The sequence below is a fragment of the Vibrio sp. Vf1514 genome (genome assembly GCF_052076135.1).
GTDB lineage: Bacteria > Pseudomonadota > Gammaproteobacteria > Enterobacterales > Vibrionaceae > Vibrio > Vibrio furnissii.
This window is the reverse complement of the sequence record NZ_CP197267.1, coordinates 2,549,446-2,565,311: the sequence shown is the minus strand read 5'-3', so window position 1 is coordinate 2,565,311 and position 15,866 is coordinate 2,549,446. Positions and strand designations below refer to the sequence as shown.

15 protein-coding genes are annotated in these 15,866 nt (G+C 49.8%); 11 read left to right on the top strand and 4 right to left on the bottom strand.

Going from position 1 to position 15,866, the window contains the following annotated elements:
• The first annotated feature begins 170 nt into the window (after nt 1-170).
• Together vpsR and ACS18Q_RS11910 are read left to right on the top strand one after the other, a co-directional pair.
• Nucleotides 171-1,505, top strand: a complete 1,335-nt coding sequence (gene vpsR, locus ACS18Q_RS11915; RefSeq protein WP_004728911.1) for a cyclic-di-GMP-binding transcriptional regulator VpsR — start codon at nt 171-173, stop codon at nt 1,503-1,505.
• Nucleotides 1,506-2,024: 519 nt separating this feature from the next.
• On the top strand, nt 2,025-2,276 hold the full coding sequence (locus ACS18Q_RS11910) for a hypothetical protein (RefSeq protein WP_004728907.1): 252 nt from the start codon (nt 2,025-2,027) through the stop codon (nt 2,274-2,276).
• A 40-nt stretch (nt 2,277-2,316) separates the two neighbouring features.
• Here the strand turns inward: ACS18Q_RS11910 and ACS18Q_RS11905 are convergent, their stop codons facing one another.
• Nucleotides 2,317-3,351 (bottom strand): NADP(H)-dependent aldo-keto reductase, encoded by a 1,035-nt coding sequence (locus ACS18Q_RS11905; RefSeq protein WP_158107737.1) that lies wholly within the window; start codon nt 3,349-3,351, stop codon nt 2,317-2,319.
• A 187-nt stretch (nt 3,352-3,538) separates the two neighbouring features.
• On the opposite strand from ACS18Q_RS11905, the gene ACS18Q_RS11900 reads away from it, so the two are divergent.
• Nucleotides 3,539-3,853, top strand: coding sequence for a DUF6482 family protein (locus ACS18Q_RS11900; protein ID WP_004728904.1), 315 nt, complete (start codon nt 3,539-3,541; stop codon nt 3,851-3,853).
• A 3-nt stretch (nt 3,854-3,856) separates the two neighbouring features.
• On the opposite strand, the gene mutH is transcribed toward ACS18Q_RS11900, so the two are convergent.
• A complete protein-coding gene (mutH, locus tag ACS18Q_RS11895) occupies nt 3,857-4,522 on the bottom strand; it encodes a DNA mismatch repair endonuclease MutH (protein WP_238773680.1) in 666 nt (221 codons plus the stop codon).
• Between the two features lie 618 nt (nt 4,523-5,140).
• Between mutH and rppH the strand changes: the two genes are divergently transcribed.
• From rppH to ACS18Q_RS11870, 5 genes are read left to right on the top strand one after another with little or no spacing between them, the layout of a single operon-like run.
• Nucleotides 5,141-5,659 (top strand): RNA pyrophosphohydrolase, encoded by a 519-nt coding sequence (gene rppH, locus ACS18Q_RS11890; protein WP_004728900.1) that lies wholly within the window; start codon nt 5,141-5,143, stop codon nt 5,657-5,659.
• A 2-nt stretch (nt 5,660-5,661) separates the two neighbouring features.
• Nucleotides 5,662-7,908 carry a phosphoenolpyruvate--protein phosphotransferase gene (gene ptsP / locus ACS18Q_RS11885; protein WP_004728897.1) on the top strand — a complete coding sequence of 749 codons (2,247 nt, stop codon included), beginning with the start codon at nt 5,662-5,664 and terminating at the stop codon, nt 7,906-7,908.
• 9 nt (nt 7,909-7,917) lie between these two features.
• Complete coding sequence (locus tag ACS18Q_RS11880) at nt 7,918-8,712, top strand: sulfite exporter TauE/SafE family protein (RefSeq protein WP_014204510.1); 795 nt, start codon at nt 7,918-7,920, stop codon at nt 8,710-8,712.
• Nucleotides 8,713-8,743: 31 nt separating this feature from the next.
• A complete protein-coding gene (lgt, locus tag ACS18Q_RS11875; protein ID WP_004728892.1) occupies nt 8,744-9,559 on the top strand; it encodes a prolipoprotein diacylglyceryl transferase in 816 nt (271 codons plus the stop codon).
• Nucleotides 9,560-9,568: 9 nt separating this feature from the next.
• Entirely contained in the window at nt 9,569-10,420 is an 852-nt protein-coding gene (locus ACS18Q_RS11870; protein ID WP_004728890.1) for a thymidylate synthase, read from the top strand.
• 147 nt (nt 10,421-10,567) lie between these two features.
• Here the strand turns inward: ACS18Q_RS11870 and ACS18Q_RS11865 are convergent, their stop codons facing one another.
• Complete coding sequence (locus ACS18Q_RS11865) at nt 10,568-11,716, bottom strand: Na/Pi symporter (protein ID WP_004728888.1); 1,149 nt, start codon at nt 11,714-11,716, stop codon at nt 10,568-10,570.
• A gap of 392 nt (nt 11,717-12,108) precedes the next feature.
• On the opposite strand from ACS18Q_RS11865, the gene nhaR reads away from it, so the two are divergent.
• Both nhaR and ACS18Q_RS11855 read left to right on the top strand, forming a co-directional pair.
• Entirely contained in the window at nt 12,109-12,999 is an 891-nt protein-coding gene (gene nhaR / locus ACS18Q_RS11860; RefSeq protein WP_055466553.1) for a transcriptional activator NhaR, read from the top strand.
• Nucleotides 13,000-13,261: 262 nt separating this feature from the next.
• Complete coding sequence (locus ACS18Q_RS11855; RefSeq protein WP_004728885.1) at nt 13,262-13,558, top strand: ArsR/SmtB family transcription factor; 297 nt, start codon at nt 13,262-13,264, stop codon at nt 13,556-13,558.
• Between the two features lie 157 nt (nt 13,559-13,715).
• Here ACS18Q_RS11855 and rpsT read toward each other — a convergent pair whose 3' ends face one another.
• On the bottom strand, nt 13,716-13,976 hold the full coding sequence (gene rpsT, locus ACS18Q_RS11850; RefSeq protein ID WP_004728884.1) for a 30S ribosomal protein S20: 261 nt from the start codon (nt 13,974-13,976) through the stop codon (nt 13,716-13,718).
• Nucleotides 13,977-14,234: 258 nt separating this feature from the next.
• Here rpsT and murJ point away from each other — a divergent pair, with 258 nt between their 5' ends.
• Nucleotides 14,235-15,797, top strand: a complete 1,563-nt coding sequence (gene murJ / locus ACS18Q_RS11845) for a murein biosynthesis integral membrane protein MurJ (protein WP_004728882.1) — start codon at nt 14,235-14,237, stop codon at nt 15,795-15,797.
• The last annotated feature ends 69 nt before the right edge of the window (nt 15,798-15,866 follow it).

The following is a 15,866-nucleotide window of genomic DNA, read 5'->3' as shown; positions in this document are numbered from 1 at the left end:
CTTTTTGCTGTGGCTTAATTCTAAACCTTGGTAGAAAGTTTTCTATTTACTTTCTAGTCTTACACTTGAGACAGATTCTAATCACAAGTCTCGTTAATGTAACGTCAGTGGTGAAAGTGCCAATAAGTAGCACTGCATAAAAAATTTTTATAACAAAAAGGATTCAGTTGATGGGCACTCAATTCCGTATGGACTCCGTGCCGGGTTCGTTAATCGTGGTAGGCGGTACGTACGAGCCGTGGCTGTCGGTATTAGAACAAGTGGGGTGGCGCTGTACTCAGTGCGCGGATTTGCGCAAAGCGGATCTGTTGTTTAGTGAAACAGGGCCATGCATTGGGATCGTGGATCTAAGTCACGATGAATTCAGCCTCAATGGCATCGCCAATTTGGTGAGTAGTCACAAACAGGTGCGCTGGTTAGCGTTTATTCGCGAGTCTCAGTTGAGCTCCGACACCATTTGCCAGTTCATTGTGAACTTCTGTATCGATTTCTTTACCGCACCCATTCCCGATACACAACTGCTGAGCACCATTGGTCACCAGCTTGGTATGCTGAAACTTGAGAAAAAAGTGTGGCCTCATTACGGCTCCAACAGTGATTTGGGATTGATTGGCGACTCCATTCCCATGAAGCGCCTGCGCGACCAAATTAAACGCATCGGCCCAACCGATGTCAGTATTCTCATCTACGGTGAGAGCGGTTCAGGCAAAGAGTCTGTCGCCAAAGCCATTCACAAAACCTCGTCTCGTTCTCAAAAACCGTTTGTTTCCGTCAACTGCCGTGCGATGTCAGAAAAACGCATCGAATGCGAGCTGTTTGGCATCGGCTGTGATGAAGAGTCTGTGTCACCGTTGTTGCTGCAAGCCGATGGTGGCACCTTGCTGCTCAATGACATTCTGACCTTACCCAAAAGCCAGCAGTTGAACTTGCTGCGTTTCTTGCAAGAAGGCACCGTCGATACGCCACAAGGCAGCAAAACCGTTGATGTGCGCGTTTTGGCGGCCAATTCGTCCGACATTGAAAAAGCGCTGATTGACGGCGATTTCAATGAAGAGCTCTATCACTACATCAATGTTCTGCGCATCAACGTGCCGAGCCTGAAAGAGCGCGCGGCAGACGTGGCCGTGTTGGCGAAGCACTTTTTGCGCGAATACTCCAAAGAGTACAACGCGCAGGCGCGCAGCTTTACCGAAGATGCGATGCGTGCTTTGACTCGTTATCACTGGCCCGGCAACGTGCGTGAGTTGATGAACCAGATCAAGCGGGTGGTGTTGATGTCCGACACCATCATGTTGGAAGAGTCGCATCTTGATTTACCGAAACGGGGCGATGGTAAACGCAGCCTGAAAAGCATTCGAGAACGCTCAGAGCGGGATGCGTTGTTGCTGGTGCTGGAGTCGCATTCTGGTCAGGTGTCGAATGCTGCCAAAGAGTTGGGAGTGTCGCGTGCGACCATGTACCGATTGTTGAACAAGCACAACCTCATTTCTGACAACTCGTACTGATCGCTGTGCTGCTGTCAGCTCAAGCCACCTGCGGGTGGCTTTTTTGATCGGGATATTAACTGGCGAATGACTATGCCCAAATATGTTGCATATTGGCTTATTCCGCTGGCGAATACGTTATATCTTTCTGTTATTGAGTGAAAGTCTGGAGATATTGGTTGTTTTTTCGCTGATTGTTAATTAAAGGTTGAAGATAACGCTCAGTTGCATAGAATTTAACCGTGAGTCTAGCTCACTGAAAACACACTTCTTTTCGGATTAATGATTTTTGCTTGGAGGCGCAATATGAAACATTTTGTATCGATTCATACCCTTTGCGCTTCTAATCACGGTTCATGTGCCGCGACCGCAGCTCCCATGTCTGCTGATCGTCGTGCCATCGATACCAAAGGCAAAGATTTCTAATTAATCCGTAACCTCTGACAGGCTGCGGAAATTGGCAGCTAACAGGGGTCATCCCATGCTTTCCAGCACCATAGCGCCATTTTCCCAGTCTCAATCTTCAACTGGAGAAAAATTATGCGTCATTCTGTTTATCTACAACTGGCTACACTCTTGGTTCGTGCTGATCTACGTCGTGAAGAACGTGAATGGAAACGAAAAGTTCGCCGCAGTGCGTTTGATATTCCCTGGCACAACGAACATTTACTGAAAGATATCGGCTTGCAAGTAGACGGTCGCCCAATGGGAAGCAGCGTACCGGATGCCATCAAAGCGGAACGCCGTGTGCGTCATATCCGTCGTGTCTTAAGTGCGCGAATACCGACGTAATCAAAAGGGGCTGGCTGCTGCGCCAGCCCCGCTCTGAATTCTAAGGACAAGGATTGGAGTAGCGTGTGCCAATCTCTTGAATCTTAAGCAGCAATTCTTCACTTAACTCAAGCTCTAGACTATCAATATTGGATTTTAACTGTTGCAAGTTGGTGGCCCCGATGATGTTGGCGGCCACGAACGGGCGCTGATTAACAAATGCGAGCGCCATCTGGGCCGGATCGAGACCAAACTCTCTGGCCAGATTGACGTACGCTTCAGTCGCCTGTAAGCCTTGCGGCGTAAAGTAGCGTTGAAACCGTTCAAACAAGCTGCAACGCGCACCCGTTGGGCGGGCGCCATTGAGGTATTTGCCGCTAAGGACGCCAAATGCCATCGGGGAGTACGCCAACAGTTTCACCCCTTCATGATGACTGATTTCTGACAAGCCGACTTCAAAGCTGCGATTAAGCAGGTTGTATGGGTTTTGAATTGAAACCATGCGTGGCAAGTCATGCTTTTCGGCCAAACGCAGGTAGGTCATTAAGCCCCACGGGGTTTCGTTGGAGACGCCGATGTAACGCACTTTCCCCATGCGCACTAAATCGCTGAGCGCTTCGAGCGTCTCAATCAGTGTGACTTCTTCTTGTTTGTCTGGGTACGGATAGTTGAGCTGACCAAAGGTATTGGTTTGACGCTGCGGCCAGTGCAATTGATACAAATCGATGTAGTCGGTTTTCAGCCGGCTGAGGCTGTCGTCGATCGCTTGGTGAATGTGGCGATGGTCGAGCGCCATATTGTCCCGAATGTAGGGCACATTGCGCGGGCCGGCGACTTTGGTCGCCAACACCACTTTTTCTCGCTTGCCGGATTTTTCTAACCAGTTGCCGATGAATGCTTCGGTTTTCCCTTGCGTTTCTGCTTTGGGAGGCACTGGGTACATTTCTGCGGTGTCGATAAAATTGATGCCGCGTTCGAGCGCGTAATCAAGCTGGCTGAACGCGTCTGCTTGTGTATTTTGTTCGCCAAACGTCATGGTGCCAAGGCACAGTTTGCTGATTTCAAGGCTCGAGTGAGGCAGTTTGGTGTATTGCATGGCACTTCCTTGTCTGCATTCGGAACACGCCACTTATAGCTTATTGAAACTAAAGCGGCTTTTGATATGAATTTCACTATAAGCGAAGAATTGGTGCAAAAGGAAATGAAATTTGTACGTCGGCAGCAGCGGCTGGAGGAACTTGAGCTCTGTGGCGGCTCGTCTACACTGAGGGAAACGGAGGTGAATGATGCACAAACAACAACTGACGAAGTGGCTGCACAGCCCGCATAAACCTGGCTTTGAGCCGCCGAAAGTGTATGTGATTGGGTGCGCTGATGCGACTCATTATACGTTGGGGGTCGAGGTGAAACATCGTGTGGAACCGCTGCTTGATCGCGGGGAGCCGTTGCATTTTTCATCCCTGCATGCCGCCAAAGATCAACTCTCCCAACTGGGGCTGACCCACGCCTATTTACGCATGAGCTGCGCGTATGAAGAGTGTGGGATCGCCGGCGGCCAGAAATACAGCGATATTCCGCTGCCTATCAGCAAGCATTAAGAGTCAAGCGTAGTAAGTTGCCAAAATTCGTGCGGTAAACTGAGTCCGTAAATAAAAGCCGCGCGGTAGCGTTTGGATTGGGCGGCCATTGGCGCCATAGGCTTCAGTTTTTACGCGGCCGTTGGCGGCTTTCGGGCGCAGTTGCAACACTTCGCCGTGGCGCGCGCTGATTTCCGAAATCTTGCCCAGCACAATGAATTCCATCAACTCTTCCCAATCGGCTTTGAGCTGCGCTTCCTCTTCGGGAGACGGACTCCAGATCAGCGGCGAGCCAACGCGGCGCTGCGCCAGCGGGATTTCTCGTTCACCTTCGACCGGAATCCACAATACGCGAGACAATTTATTGCGCACGTGGCTTTGCTCCCACGTGAGGCCATGCACGCCAGTGAGTGGCGCGACACAGACAAACGTGGTTTCCAAGGGCTTGCCGTTGTATCCGATGGGAATGCTTTTGAGTTCAATGCCCAACGATTCGAAATCTTGTTGCGGTTTACTGCCTGCGGTGGCGCCTAAATGCCATTCCAGCAATTGGCCAACCCAGCCTTTATCTTTGCGCAGATCCGGTGGCACTGTCATCTGTGCCTCTTGAGCGAGCTCGGCAAACGAGACGCCGGCAATGTGCTGCGCCCGTTCTAGCAGTTCCTGTTCGGTTTGTGGTTCTGGTTTCATAAAAAGCGCTGTGGTCAAAAAGGCGATTGTAGCAAATTTTCGGCGTACGCGGATCGTGGAGAAATAATGATCAACGTGTGCAAAAGATCATCTTTTTGCTAGTTATCCACAGGTGGCTCAGGGCTACAAATGAGATTAATGTGACATGTATGCATAAACAGGGGTTTCCGGTTGAATCGCGACCGGGATGACGGCGAAAAAAAGCGCATTTTGACGCGGTGGTGTGGATAACAGCGGAATTGGTGGATCTTTGAGCGTTTTTTGAGTTTGAATGATCTTTTCTTATTTTACGTCTAGCTTGATTGAATTACATGTTTTTTACTTCATGAATTATAAGGGAAAATTATTGGTTTTGTGTTTGGTTTTTGAAGTGGGACATTGTGGGTTTGATGGCTTTTTTACACAGTCCACTGTCTTCTGCACATGGTTATTCACAGAAAACGTGAATAAATGTGGGCTATCTCTCACTCTGCTGTTGATAAGTTTTAATTTGAACAAAACTTATTCAATTTGCAGGTCGCAAGCAATAAATTTCGTGTGAATCACATTAGTAAGTTTGCTCCCGTTGGGGATATGTGGAAAAATCAAAGCAATTAAGATTTTACTAGAGGTTTGCCAGTGATAGATGGCGATGGTTACCGACTCAATGTGGGTATTGTGATTTGTAACAACCATGGTCAGGTATTCTGGGCGAAACGATACGGGCAACACTCATGGCAATTCCCGCAAGGTGGAATAGATGAGGGTGAAACTCCTGAGCAAGCGATGTTTCGGGAGCTTTACGAAGAGGTTGGCTTAACGAAAAAGGACGTCAAAATCATTGCGACCAGTCGGCATTGGCTTCGATACAAGCTGCCAAAACGTTTGGTTCGATGGGATTCGCAGCCTGTCTGTATTGGACAAAAACAGAAATGGTTCCTACTGCGTTTGGAATGTGATGAATCAAGAATCAACATGCAGCGTGGTAGCACCCCTGAATTTGATGGTTGGCGCTGGGTGAGTTATTGGTATCCGGTGAGACAAGTGGTCTCTTTTAAGCGTGATGTGTATCGTCGGGCGATGAAAGAATTTGCGTCATTGGCGATGCCGTTTAAAGAACGTAAAGTGAAAGGTAAGCGCAAAAATCGAAGAGGATAGAGATGCTCTCTCAGCTAAGGGATATAGTTGAACAGGTTTCAAAAGTTGAAGACGTTTACCAAGCGTTGGATATTTTTGTAAAACAGACATGCAGTGCGATGAGCACTGAGTGTTGTACTGTCTATTTAGCAAATGAAGAGATGCATCGTCTGGAGTTGATGGCGACCCAAGGCTTGAAATTCAAAGGCGATAAAATCCTCATTGATTTTGATGAAGGTCTGGTTGGGTTGGTGAAGCGTTCTGCCGAGCCAATCAACCTCGCTGAAGCGTCGAAGCATCCCAACTTTAAATACTTCAAACAGCTGGGCGAAGAGGTTTACAACTCGTTCCTCGGCACACCGATTATCTACCGCAAACAAGTGTTGGGCGTTTTGGTTGTCCAACAGAAATCTCCTCGTCTGTTTAGCGAGATGGAAGTCTCGTTTCTCGTCACGCTCGCGGCTCAGCTGGCGGTGATCGTCGCGCATGCGCGAACGCAAGGCCATTGGCTGCTGACCAAAAAACAGCAAGCGATCAGTGGGATTCCGGCGTCTCCCGGTGTCGCCATTGGCGAGTTATGGTGGGATGACTCCCAACCACAGCTTGCAGAAGTGTATCCGGCGTCAACGCTGGATGTCGATCGCGAACAGGAATGGCTGACGCGTGCCATTGAAAGCGCGCTGAGCGATTTTCGGAAGATGCGTAAAAAGCTCGACAGCGAAATCAACAAAGAAGCGCTGGCGATCTTTGACCTCTTTACGCACCTCTTGAACGACCCGATGCTGCGCAAAGATCTCAAGGTGCAAATTCAAAAAGGCGATCGCGCCGACTGGGCGCTGCGTCAGGTGGTCGAAACCTATTCCAACCGGTTTGCCCGCATGTCGGATGCCTATCTGCGAGAACGGGCACAAGATGTTCGTGAACTGGGACAACGTCTGCTTTATTTCCTCTACAACACTGAACACGAACAGCAACAGCTTGATAAACCGATTATTTTGGTGGTGCGAGAGCTGACCGCGTCTATTCTGGCGGCGCTGCCCAAAGATAAGTTGTTGGCCGTTGTGTCGCTCGAAGGGGCGGCGAACTCGCATGCAGCGATTTTATCGCGCGCGCTGGGCATTCCCGCCATCATGGGCGTGTCGGTGAACCTCAAACAGATCAATGGCAAGAAAGGCATTGTTGATGGCTACAGTGGCAAGCTCTTTATTTCGCCGGCCAAACAGGTGCTGTCTGAGTATCGCGCGCTCGCCAATGAAGAGCGCGAGCTGTCGAAAATGGTCAACGAGGCGATCTCGGAGCCTGCGTTTACGCAAGATGGGCAACGAATCGAATTGCTGCTCAATGCCGGTTTGAGCGCCGACACCAACATTGCCATCAACCAAGGCGTGGATGGGGTGGGGTTGTACCGGACCGAAATCTCGTTTCTATTGCAGCACCGTTTCCCGTCAGAAGAAGAGCAGATTCAACTGTATCGCACGGTGCTCGCGGCGTATCCGAATCAACGCGTGGTGATGCGCACCCTCGATATTGGCGGTGATAAACCGCTGCCGTACCTGCCGATTGAAGAAGACAACCCGTTTTTGGGATGGCGTGGGATTCGTTTTACGCTCGATCACCCCGACATCTTCATGATTCAACTGCGGGCGATGATGCGCGCCAGCCGAGGTTACAACAACCTGAGCATTCTGCTGCCGATGATCTCCGGCACCAAAGAGCTTGATGATGCGTTGGCCTTGATTCATCAAGCCTATGCTGAAACGCGCAAAGTCGACGATCAAATTGTGATGCCGGAGATTGGCATCATGGTTGAAGTGCCGTCAATGCTGTATTTGTTGCCGCTGGTGGCCAACAAAATTGATTTCGTCTCGGTGGGCACCAACGACTTAACGCAATATCTGTTGGCGGTCGATCGGAACAATTCCCGTGTGGCTGATGTCTATGAATCGATGCATCCGGCTGTGGTGATGGCGCTCAAGCAGATTCAACACACCTGCGAACAGCATCAGATTCCGGTTTGTGTGTGTGGCGAGTTGGCGGGCGATCCGATTGGCTCTTTATTGCTGATTGGGTTAGGGTACACCGCGCTGAGTATGAACACCTCGAACGTCGCGCGGGTGAAATACTTGGTTCGTCACTCTGATATGAGCGAATTGCGCTCACTTGCTGACAAAGCGCTGATGCAACCCTACGGTCATGATATTTATAATATGATGCTCACTCATTTCGAAGAGAAAGGCTTCGCCGGCTTTGTCAGAGCGGGTAAAAAATAGGAACACAATGTGAGTATCGGATTAATGGCCCTGCTGTTGCTACTCGGGGCTATCGTGGGTGTGCTGGCAGGTTTGCTCGGCATTGGCGGTGGGTTGGTCGTCGTGCCCGCGTTACTGTTTCTGTTACCGCTATCGGGCATCTCGCCGGATATCGTCATGCAACTGGCGCTGGCGACGTCGTTGGCAACCATCATTGTGACCTCGGGCTCTTCTGCGCTCAATCATCTTAAACTCGGTAATGTCGACATGTTCGTCGTCAAATGGCTGCTGCCTGGCGTGTTGGTCGGCGGTTTTCTCGGTTCGGTGATTGCAGAGTGGATTCCCAACCACTATTTGCCGAAAGTGTTTGGCGCGATTGTGTTGGTGTTGGCGCTGCAAATGTATCGCTCCATTCGTGTGACGCACACGTGGCCCATGCCGGGCGCGATGATGACGGCGCTCTACGGCAGTGGGATTGGTGTGGTGTCGAGTTTGGCCGGGATAGGGGGCGGTTCGCTGTCCGTGCCGTTTCTCAACCATCACGGCGTTGAGATGCGCAAAGCGGTCGGTTCGTCGTCGGTGTGTGGCTTTATGATTGCGATTTCCGGCATGCTTGGCTTTATTTTGCACGGTTATCAAGCCGAAGGGCTGCCGCAATACAGTGTGGGCTATGTGTATCTGCCAGCGCTGGTAGCGATTGCGTCGACGTCGATGTTAACCACCCGGATTGGCGCCAAACTGGCAACGCAGTTGCCGACCACGGTATTAAAGCGCTTCTTTGCGGTTTTCCTTATGTTTGTTGCTGTCACAATGTTGATGCAATGATCTGATTTTAAAAGAAAAGAGAACACAATTTATGTCTCAGGGCTATCTTGAATTTCCAAACATTGACCCCGTTTTAGTCTCCATTGGGCCGATTTCTGTGCGCTGGTACGGCATGATGTATCTGATTGGCTTTATGTTTGCCATGTGGTTGGCGAACCGCCGTGCCGATAAACCCGGCAGTGGCTGGACGCGTGAGCAAGTGTCCGATCTGCTGTTTGCCGGCTTTCTCGGTGTGGTGATCGGTGGTCGAATCGGGTACGTACTGTTCTACAATTTTGACTTATTTTTGGCCGATCCACTCTACCTCTTCAAAGTGTGGACGGGCGGTATGTCGTTCCACGGTGGCCTGCTGGGCGTGATCACGGCGATGTTCTGGTATGCGCATAAACATCAACGCACCTTCTTTGGTGTGGCTGATTTTGTGGCGCCGCTGGTGCCATTTGGTTTGGGCATGGGCCGTTTGGGCAACTTCATGAACGGCGAATTGTGGGGACGCACCACCGATGTGCCTTGGGCGATTATTTTCCCGAATGCTGGGCCGCTGCCTCGTCACCCATCACAACTGTATGAATTTGTTTTAGAAGGGATTGTGCTTTTTCTCATTCTCAATTGGTTCATTAAGAAGCCACGTCCGCTGGGTTCGGTTGCTGGGCTATTCTTGGCGGGATATGGTACATTCCGCTTCCTGGTTGAATTTGTTCGAGAGCCGGATGCCCAACTGGGGCTGTTTGGCGGAGTCATCTCAATGGGACAAATCCTTTCAACACCAATGATTATTGCTGGCGTACTGCTGATGGTGTGGGCTTACAAACGTGGCCGTTACCAAGACAGCGTGGCCGCAAAGTAAGGGTTCGAAGTGAAACAGTATTTAGATCTTTGCCAGCGCATTGTCGATGAAGGTGTGTGGGTGGAAAACGAACGGACAGGTAAACGCTGCCTGACCGTGATCAATGCCGATTTAACTTATGACGTGGCCAATAACCAGTTTCCACTGGTGACCACGCGTAAGAGTTTTTGGAAAGCAGCGGTCGCCGAACTGCTGGGCTACATTCGGGGTTATGACAATGCCGCTGACTTTCGCGCGCTAGGCACCAAAACGTGGGATGCCAACGCCAACCTGAACGACGCATGGCTGAATAACCCCCACCGTCAAGGTGAAGACGACATGGGGCGTGTATATGGCGTGCAAGGTCGTGCTTGGGCGAAGCCCGATGGCGGTCATGTGGATCAGTTGAAGAAAATTGTCGATGACTTGACGCGTGGCGTTGATGATCGCGGTGAGATTCTGAACTTCTACAACCCGGGAGAATTCCACCTCGGCTGTTTGCGTCCGTGTATGTACAGCCACCATTTTTCCCTGTTGGGAGACACGCTGTACTTAAACAGCACGCAACGCTCGTGTGATGTGCCGCTGGGGCTAAACTTTAACATGGTCCAAGTGTATGTCTTTTTGGCGATCATGGCGCAAATTACCGGTAAGAAGCCGGGGCAGGCCTACCACAAGATTGTTAATGCGCACATCTATGAGGATCAGCTGGCGCTCATGCGCGATGTGCAATTGAAACGTGAACCGCTCGCGGCGCCGCAATTTCACATCAACCCGAACATCAAATCGCTACACGATTTGGAAACTTGGGTGACGCTGGATGATTTTGATGTCACGGGCTACGAGTTCCATGAGCCGATTCAATATCCGTTTTCGGTGTAATGGCGAACGACAAAAAAACGCTGGCAGTGCCAGCGTTTTTTTTATGCGCGTCGATCTCGAGGATGAGCGTCGAAACAGCGCGTGTTTCTTGTTGATGTGAGGCAAACAAAAAAGCTTCCCGAGAGGGAAGCTTTGGGTTCGGGTCGTTTACGAGGTAAACGCCAGAATCATGCCTGGAATGACGATAAATACCGACAGCAAGTAGCCTGCGACCACCGCTTTGCTCTTAATCGCCCACTCAGAAATCGTCTCTGCGCCTTTGATTGGCAGCTCACGTAAGAAAGGGATGCCGTAAATCAATAGGGTTGCGAGTAAGTTGAACGTCAGGTGGACCAGCGCAATTTGCAGGGCAAACACAGCAAACTCACCCGATACCGCGGTCGCTGCTAGTAGCGCCGTAATGCACGTCCCGATGTTTGCGCCCAGCGTGAATGGATACACGTCACGCACTTTCAACACACCAGAGCCAACCAGTGGCACCATCAGGCTGGTGGTGGTCGATGACGATTGTACTAGCACTGTAACCAGCGTGCCTGAGGCAATACCATGCAGTGGGCCACGGCCAATGGCATTTTTCAGCAGTTCACGTGCACGGCCGACCATCAAGCTCTTCATCAATTTCCCCATGACGGTGATCGCCACGAAAATGGTCGCAATGCCCAGCAGGATCAGGGCCACACCGCCCAAGGTATCCCCCAACGTGGCGAGCTGCTCTTTCAGCGCGCTGATGACGGGTTTGGTCATTGGCTTAATAAAATCAAAGCCTTTCAGGCTCATGTCGCCTGTCGCCAGAAGTGGCGAGACCAACCAATGCGAGATTTTTTCCAGAATACCAAACATCATTTCCAAGGGAAGGAAAATGAAAACGGCGAGCAAATTGAAGAAGTCGTGAATTGTGGCGCTGGCAAAAGCACGCTTGAATTCTTCTTTGCAGCGCACGTGGCCGAGGCTGACCAGCGTATTGGTGACGGTTGTACCGATGTTCGCACCCATGACCATCGGAATGGCGGTTTCAACAGGCAAGCCGCCCGCCACAAGGCCGACAATAATTGAGGTGACTGTGCTGGATGATTGAATCAGCGCCGTGGCCACCAAACCAATCATCAACCCAGCGACCGGGTGAGAAGCAAACTCAAACAGGACTTTTGCCTGATCGCCGGTTGCCCATTTAAATCCGCTGCCCACCATGGCAACTGCCAGTAGCAGTAGATACAGCATGAAAGCCAAGTTTGCCCAGCGTAGCCATCGCGTCGTCGATGAGATTGGCGCGGCAGTGGTAGTCGCTTGGTTTATCATTGTTTTCTCCATTGACCTTCTGAATGTCTTTGGTCGGTTGTTGAATCTGTGGGCGATAGTAGAGGGCGAATATTTCAGTAATATGACAATGCTGAAACAAAACGAGAGAATTGTTAATAGGGCGATTAGAACGGTCAATTAAAGTGATTTTATTGAATTTAACCTATTGTTTATAAAGTGTTTTTGTAAATTATGAACGACACGTACGTCGAGAAATTAATTTGATTTTTTCAGCGGGGAAGGAGGTCAATTATGTCAACGTTGTCATGAGTGGGATTCAATGTTTCGGTAAATATATTACTTAGGTGTGAATGGTTCGATTATCCCGATAAATTGCGACAAGGTCGGACATTTGCTATAACCAACGCTCTGTTCATCACAAGTGACTGCTTATGTCTCACCTCAATTACAACCACCTGTACTATTTTTGGATGGTGTGCAAACAAGGCTCCGTGACCAAAGCGGCGGATGCGCTATTTTTGACGCCTCAAACCGTCACCGGTCAAATCAAAGCGTTGGAAGATCGCATGGCGGGCAAGCTGACCAAACGCAACGGCCGCAGTATTGAACCCACCGAGCTGGGGCAGTTGGTGTTTAAATACGCCGACCGCATGTTTGGCCTGAGTTATGAAATGCTGGATATCGTCAACTACAGCCAGCGCAACAACGTTCAGTTTGACGTCGGGGTCGCGGATGCCATTTCCAAGCGCTTGGTGAGCAAGATTTTGATGACCACCATCCCCGATGACAACAGCATTCATCTGCGTTGTTTCGAATCCACTCACGAAATGCTGCTTGAGCAGCTCTCGCAGCATAAGCTGGACATGATTTTGTCAGACTGCCCAGTGGATTCCAGCCAGAGCCCGGGGCTATTTAGTAAAAAGCTGGGAGAAAGCCACATGGGATTCTTCTCTAGCGGTGGTGTCGATAAAACGCGCTATCCGGCGCTATTACAAGAATACAAATTATTGATCCCCGGCAGCCGCACCGCGATGGGGCGCAAAGTGCGTCAGTGGTTTGATCATCAAGGCATTCAACCCAACATTTTAGGGGAGTTTGATGATGCCGCACTGATGAAAGCGTTCGCGCTCTATCACCCCGACGTCATCTTTATGGCCCCGCTGCTGTATATGAATGAAATGAACCAAGAGCGCGCTTTGCAGCTCATTAGCCGCGTTGACGAAATCAAAGAAGAGTACTACGTCATATTCGCCGAGCGAATGATTCAGCACCCAGCCGTAAAGAATGTATGTGATGCAGATTTTAGTAATTTGTTTGAATGAGAGTTTTATTACTGTTAATAAATAGATTACTATCACGCAACCGATGAATACTTGTCCTGTTTTACCGCAATGGTAGGAGGTGTTTTCGGCACATTTAGGCGTACTCTTTGTCCGTTTTTGCCAGAGCGTTGAACCTGAAATGAACCAACATAATAATGGCGCCGCGAGGATGATTGCCCGCAGCTAATGGTTTGATGCATTCAGGCAGAAACAATGATGTGCATTAGTATCGCTTAAGCGGTTATTTCAAGGGGGCTTGCTCATGAACCTACAGGAAATGGAAAAGAACTCCGCACAAGCAGTGGTGTTATTGAAAGCCATGGCAAATGAGAGACGCTTGCAGATTCTATGCTTGTTGCACAACCAGGAACTCTCCGTTGGGGAGCTGTGTGGCAAACTGGAATTGAGTCAATCAGCGCTATCGCAACACTTGGCTTGGCTAAGACGGGATGGCTTAGTGGAGACGCGCAAAGAAGCGCAAACAGTGTATTACACACTCAGCAGTGATGACGTGAAATCAATGATCGAATTGCTTCATCGTTTGTACTGCTCAGACTGACAGGATGTCACGGCCGAAGTTTTTAATCGATGCACTATATGAAAAATGATAGTCAGAAGGGATGCGAGATGGAAACTTTGGTTTATTTTTGCAAACACAACCAATAAAAAAACCGGCCAAGGCCGGTTTTTTTTATCACTGGGATATCAGGCTCAAATTACAGAGCTTTGATAGCAGCAGCGAAACGAGACTTATGACGAGCTGCTTTATTCTTGTGAATAAGGCCTTTAGTTGCCATACGGTCTAGGATTGGTGTAACGACTGCGAATGCAGCAGTTGCAGCTTCTTTGTCGCCTGCAGCGATTGCAGCAACAGTTTTCTTCATGTAAGTGCGCATCATTGAACGACGGCTAGCGTTGTGCTGACGACGTTTTTCAGATTGGATAGCGCGCTTCTTAGCAGATTTACAGTTTGCCAAGGGTCTAACTCCCAAAAACTTTAGTTCGGTGACAATTTAAGGGCCGGAAATATCCCTTATTTGCACTTAATTGTCAAATGATTTGTGCAAAAACCCGTCTAAGCCAAACAAGTTTGGAATCGGAAGGTCTTCGCGGTTAAGATGGCGGGGATTCTAACAGTATTTTTTTGCCAATGCTAATACTTATCTGATCTCTCACTGACATTATTTCCCGGTGAAGAAGGATAATGTTGTTTTAGCGTATTTTTCGAGGTTACCGTGAGTAAACGCTTACTCAAGTCAGGCATGGTTGTCAGTGCCATGACGTTGATTTCACGCGTTCTGGGCCTGGTGCGCGACATTGTTGTCGCCAACCTGATGGGCGCAGGCGCCAGTGCCGATGTTTTCTTTTTTGCCAACCGTATTCCCAACTTCCTGCGTCGTCTGTTTGCGGAAGGGGCATTTTCTCAGGCGTTTGTTCCGGTATTGACTGAATATCATGCATCAGGGGACATCAATAAAACGCGCGAGCTGATTGCTCGGGCTGCGGGGACGCTGGGTGTCTTGGTGACCATCGTCACCGTGCTGGGGGTGGTGTTCTCTGGGGTGGTCACGGCGCTGTTTGGTGCCGGTTGGTTTTTAGACTGGCTTAATGATGGGCCGGCGGCACCGAAGTTTGAACTTGCCAGCTTGCTGCTGAAAATTACCTTTCCTTATTTATGGTTCATTACCTTTGTGGCGCTTTCTGGCGCGGTATTGAATACGCTGGGTAAGTTTGCGGTCTCTTCTTTTACGCCGGTTTTTCTCAATGTCATGATGATCCTGTCGGCGTGGTATATCTCGCCATTGTTGGACCAACCGGAAATCGGTTTGGCAATCGGTGTCTTTTTAGGTGGTTTGGTGCAGTTTTTGTTCCAACTGCCGTTTTTGATCAAGGCCGGCGTGCTGGTTAAGCCCAAATGGGGCTGGAAAGATCCCGGGGTGGTGAAAATTCGTACACTGATGATTCCAGCACTATTTGGTGTCTCAGTCAGTCAAATCAACCTGTTATTTGATTCGTTTGTGGCGAGTTTTCTGCAAACCGGCTCCATCAGCTGGCTTTATTATTCCGACCGTTTATTGGAATTCCCGCTGGGCTTGTTTGGTATTGCGATTGCAACGGTGATTCTGCCAGCGCTGTCACGTAAACATGTTGATGCACACAGTGATGGGTTCGCGCAAACCATGGACTGGGGCGTGCGCATGGTCATTCTACTTGGCGTGCCAGCCATGCTGGGGTTGATGGTGCTGGCGAAACCGATGTTGATGGTGCTGTTTATGCGCGGCGAATTTACGCCAGATGATGTGCACATGGCGTCGATGTCGCTGCTGGCGTATTCCGCAGGCTTGCTCAATTTTATGTTGATCAAAGTGTTGGCGCCGGGGTACTACTCGCGTCAGGACACCAAAACGCCAGTGCGCTTTGGGATCGTTGCGATGCTGAGCAACATGGTGTTTAACGCCATCTTTGGTTGGTTTTATGGCTATGTCGGCTTGGCTGCCGCCACGGCGCTGTCGGCCTTCATTAATATGGCGTTGTTGTACCGAGGCCTGCACAAGCAAGGGGTGTATGTCATTTCTGCGCGTACGATTGGTTTTATTGTTCGTTTGCTGGTGGCTGGTGGCGCGATGGTCGCTGCGATTTTATGGCAGATGGAGTCGATGTCAGTTTGGTTAAGCTGGGGGCTGACGCAACGCGCTCTGATGCTGACTGGATTGATCGCACTTGGCGCGATTGTGTATTTAGTCACCGCTCTGGTGCTGGGCGTCCGTTTAAAAGACTTAAAAGCGGCGACAGATTAACGCCGATTAGGTTATAATCCGTCGGTTTCACACCAAGATAATTGAGAACTATAGGTTTTAAGCGTATTC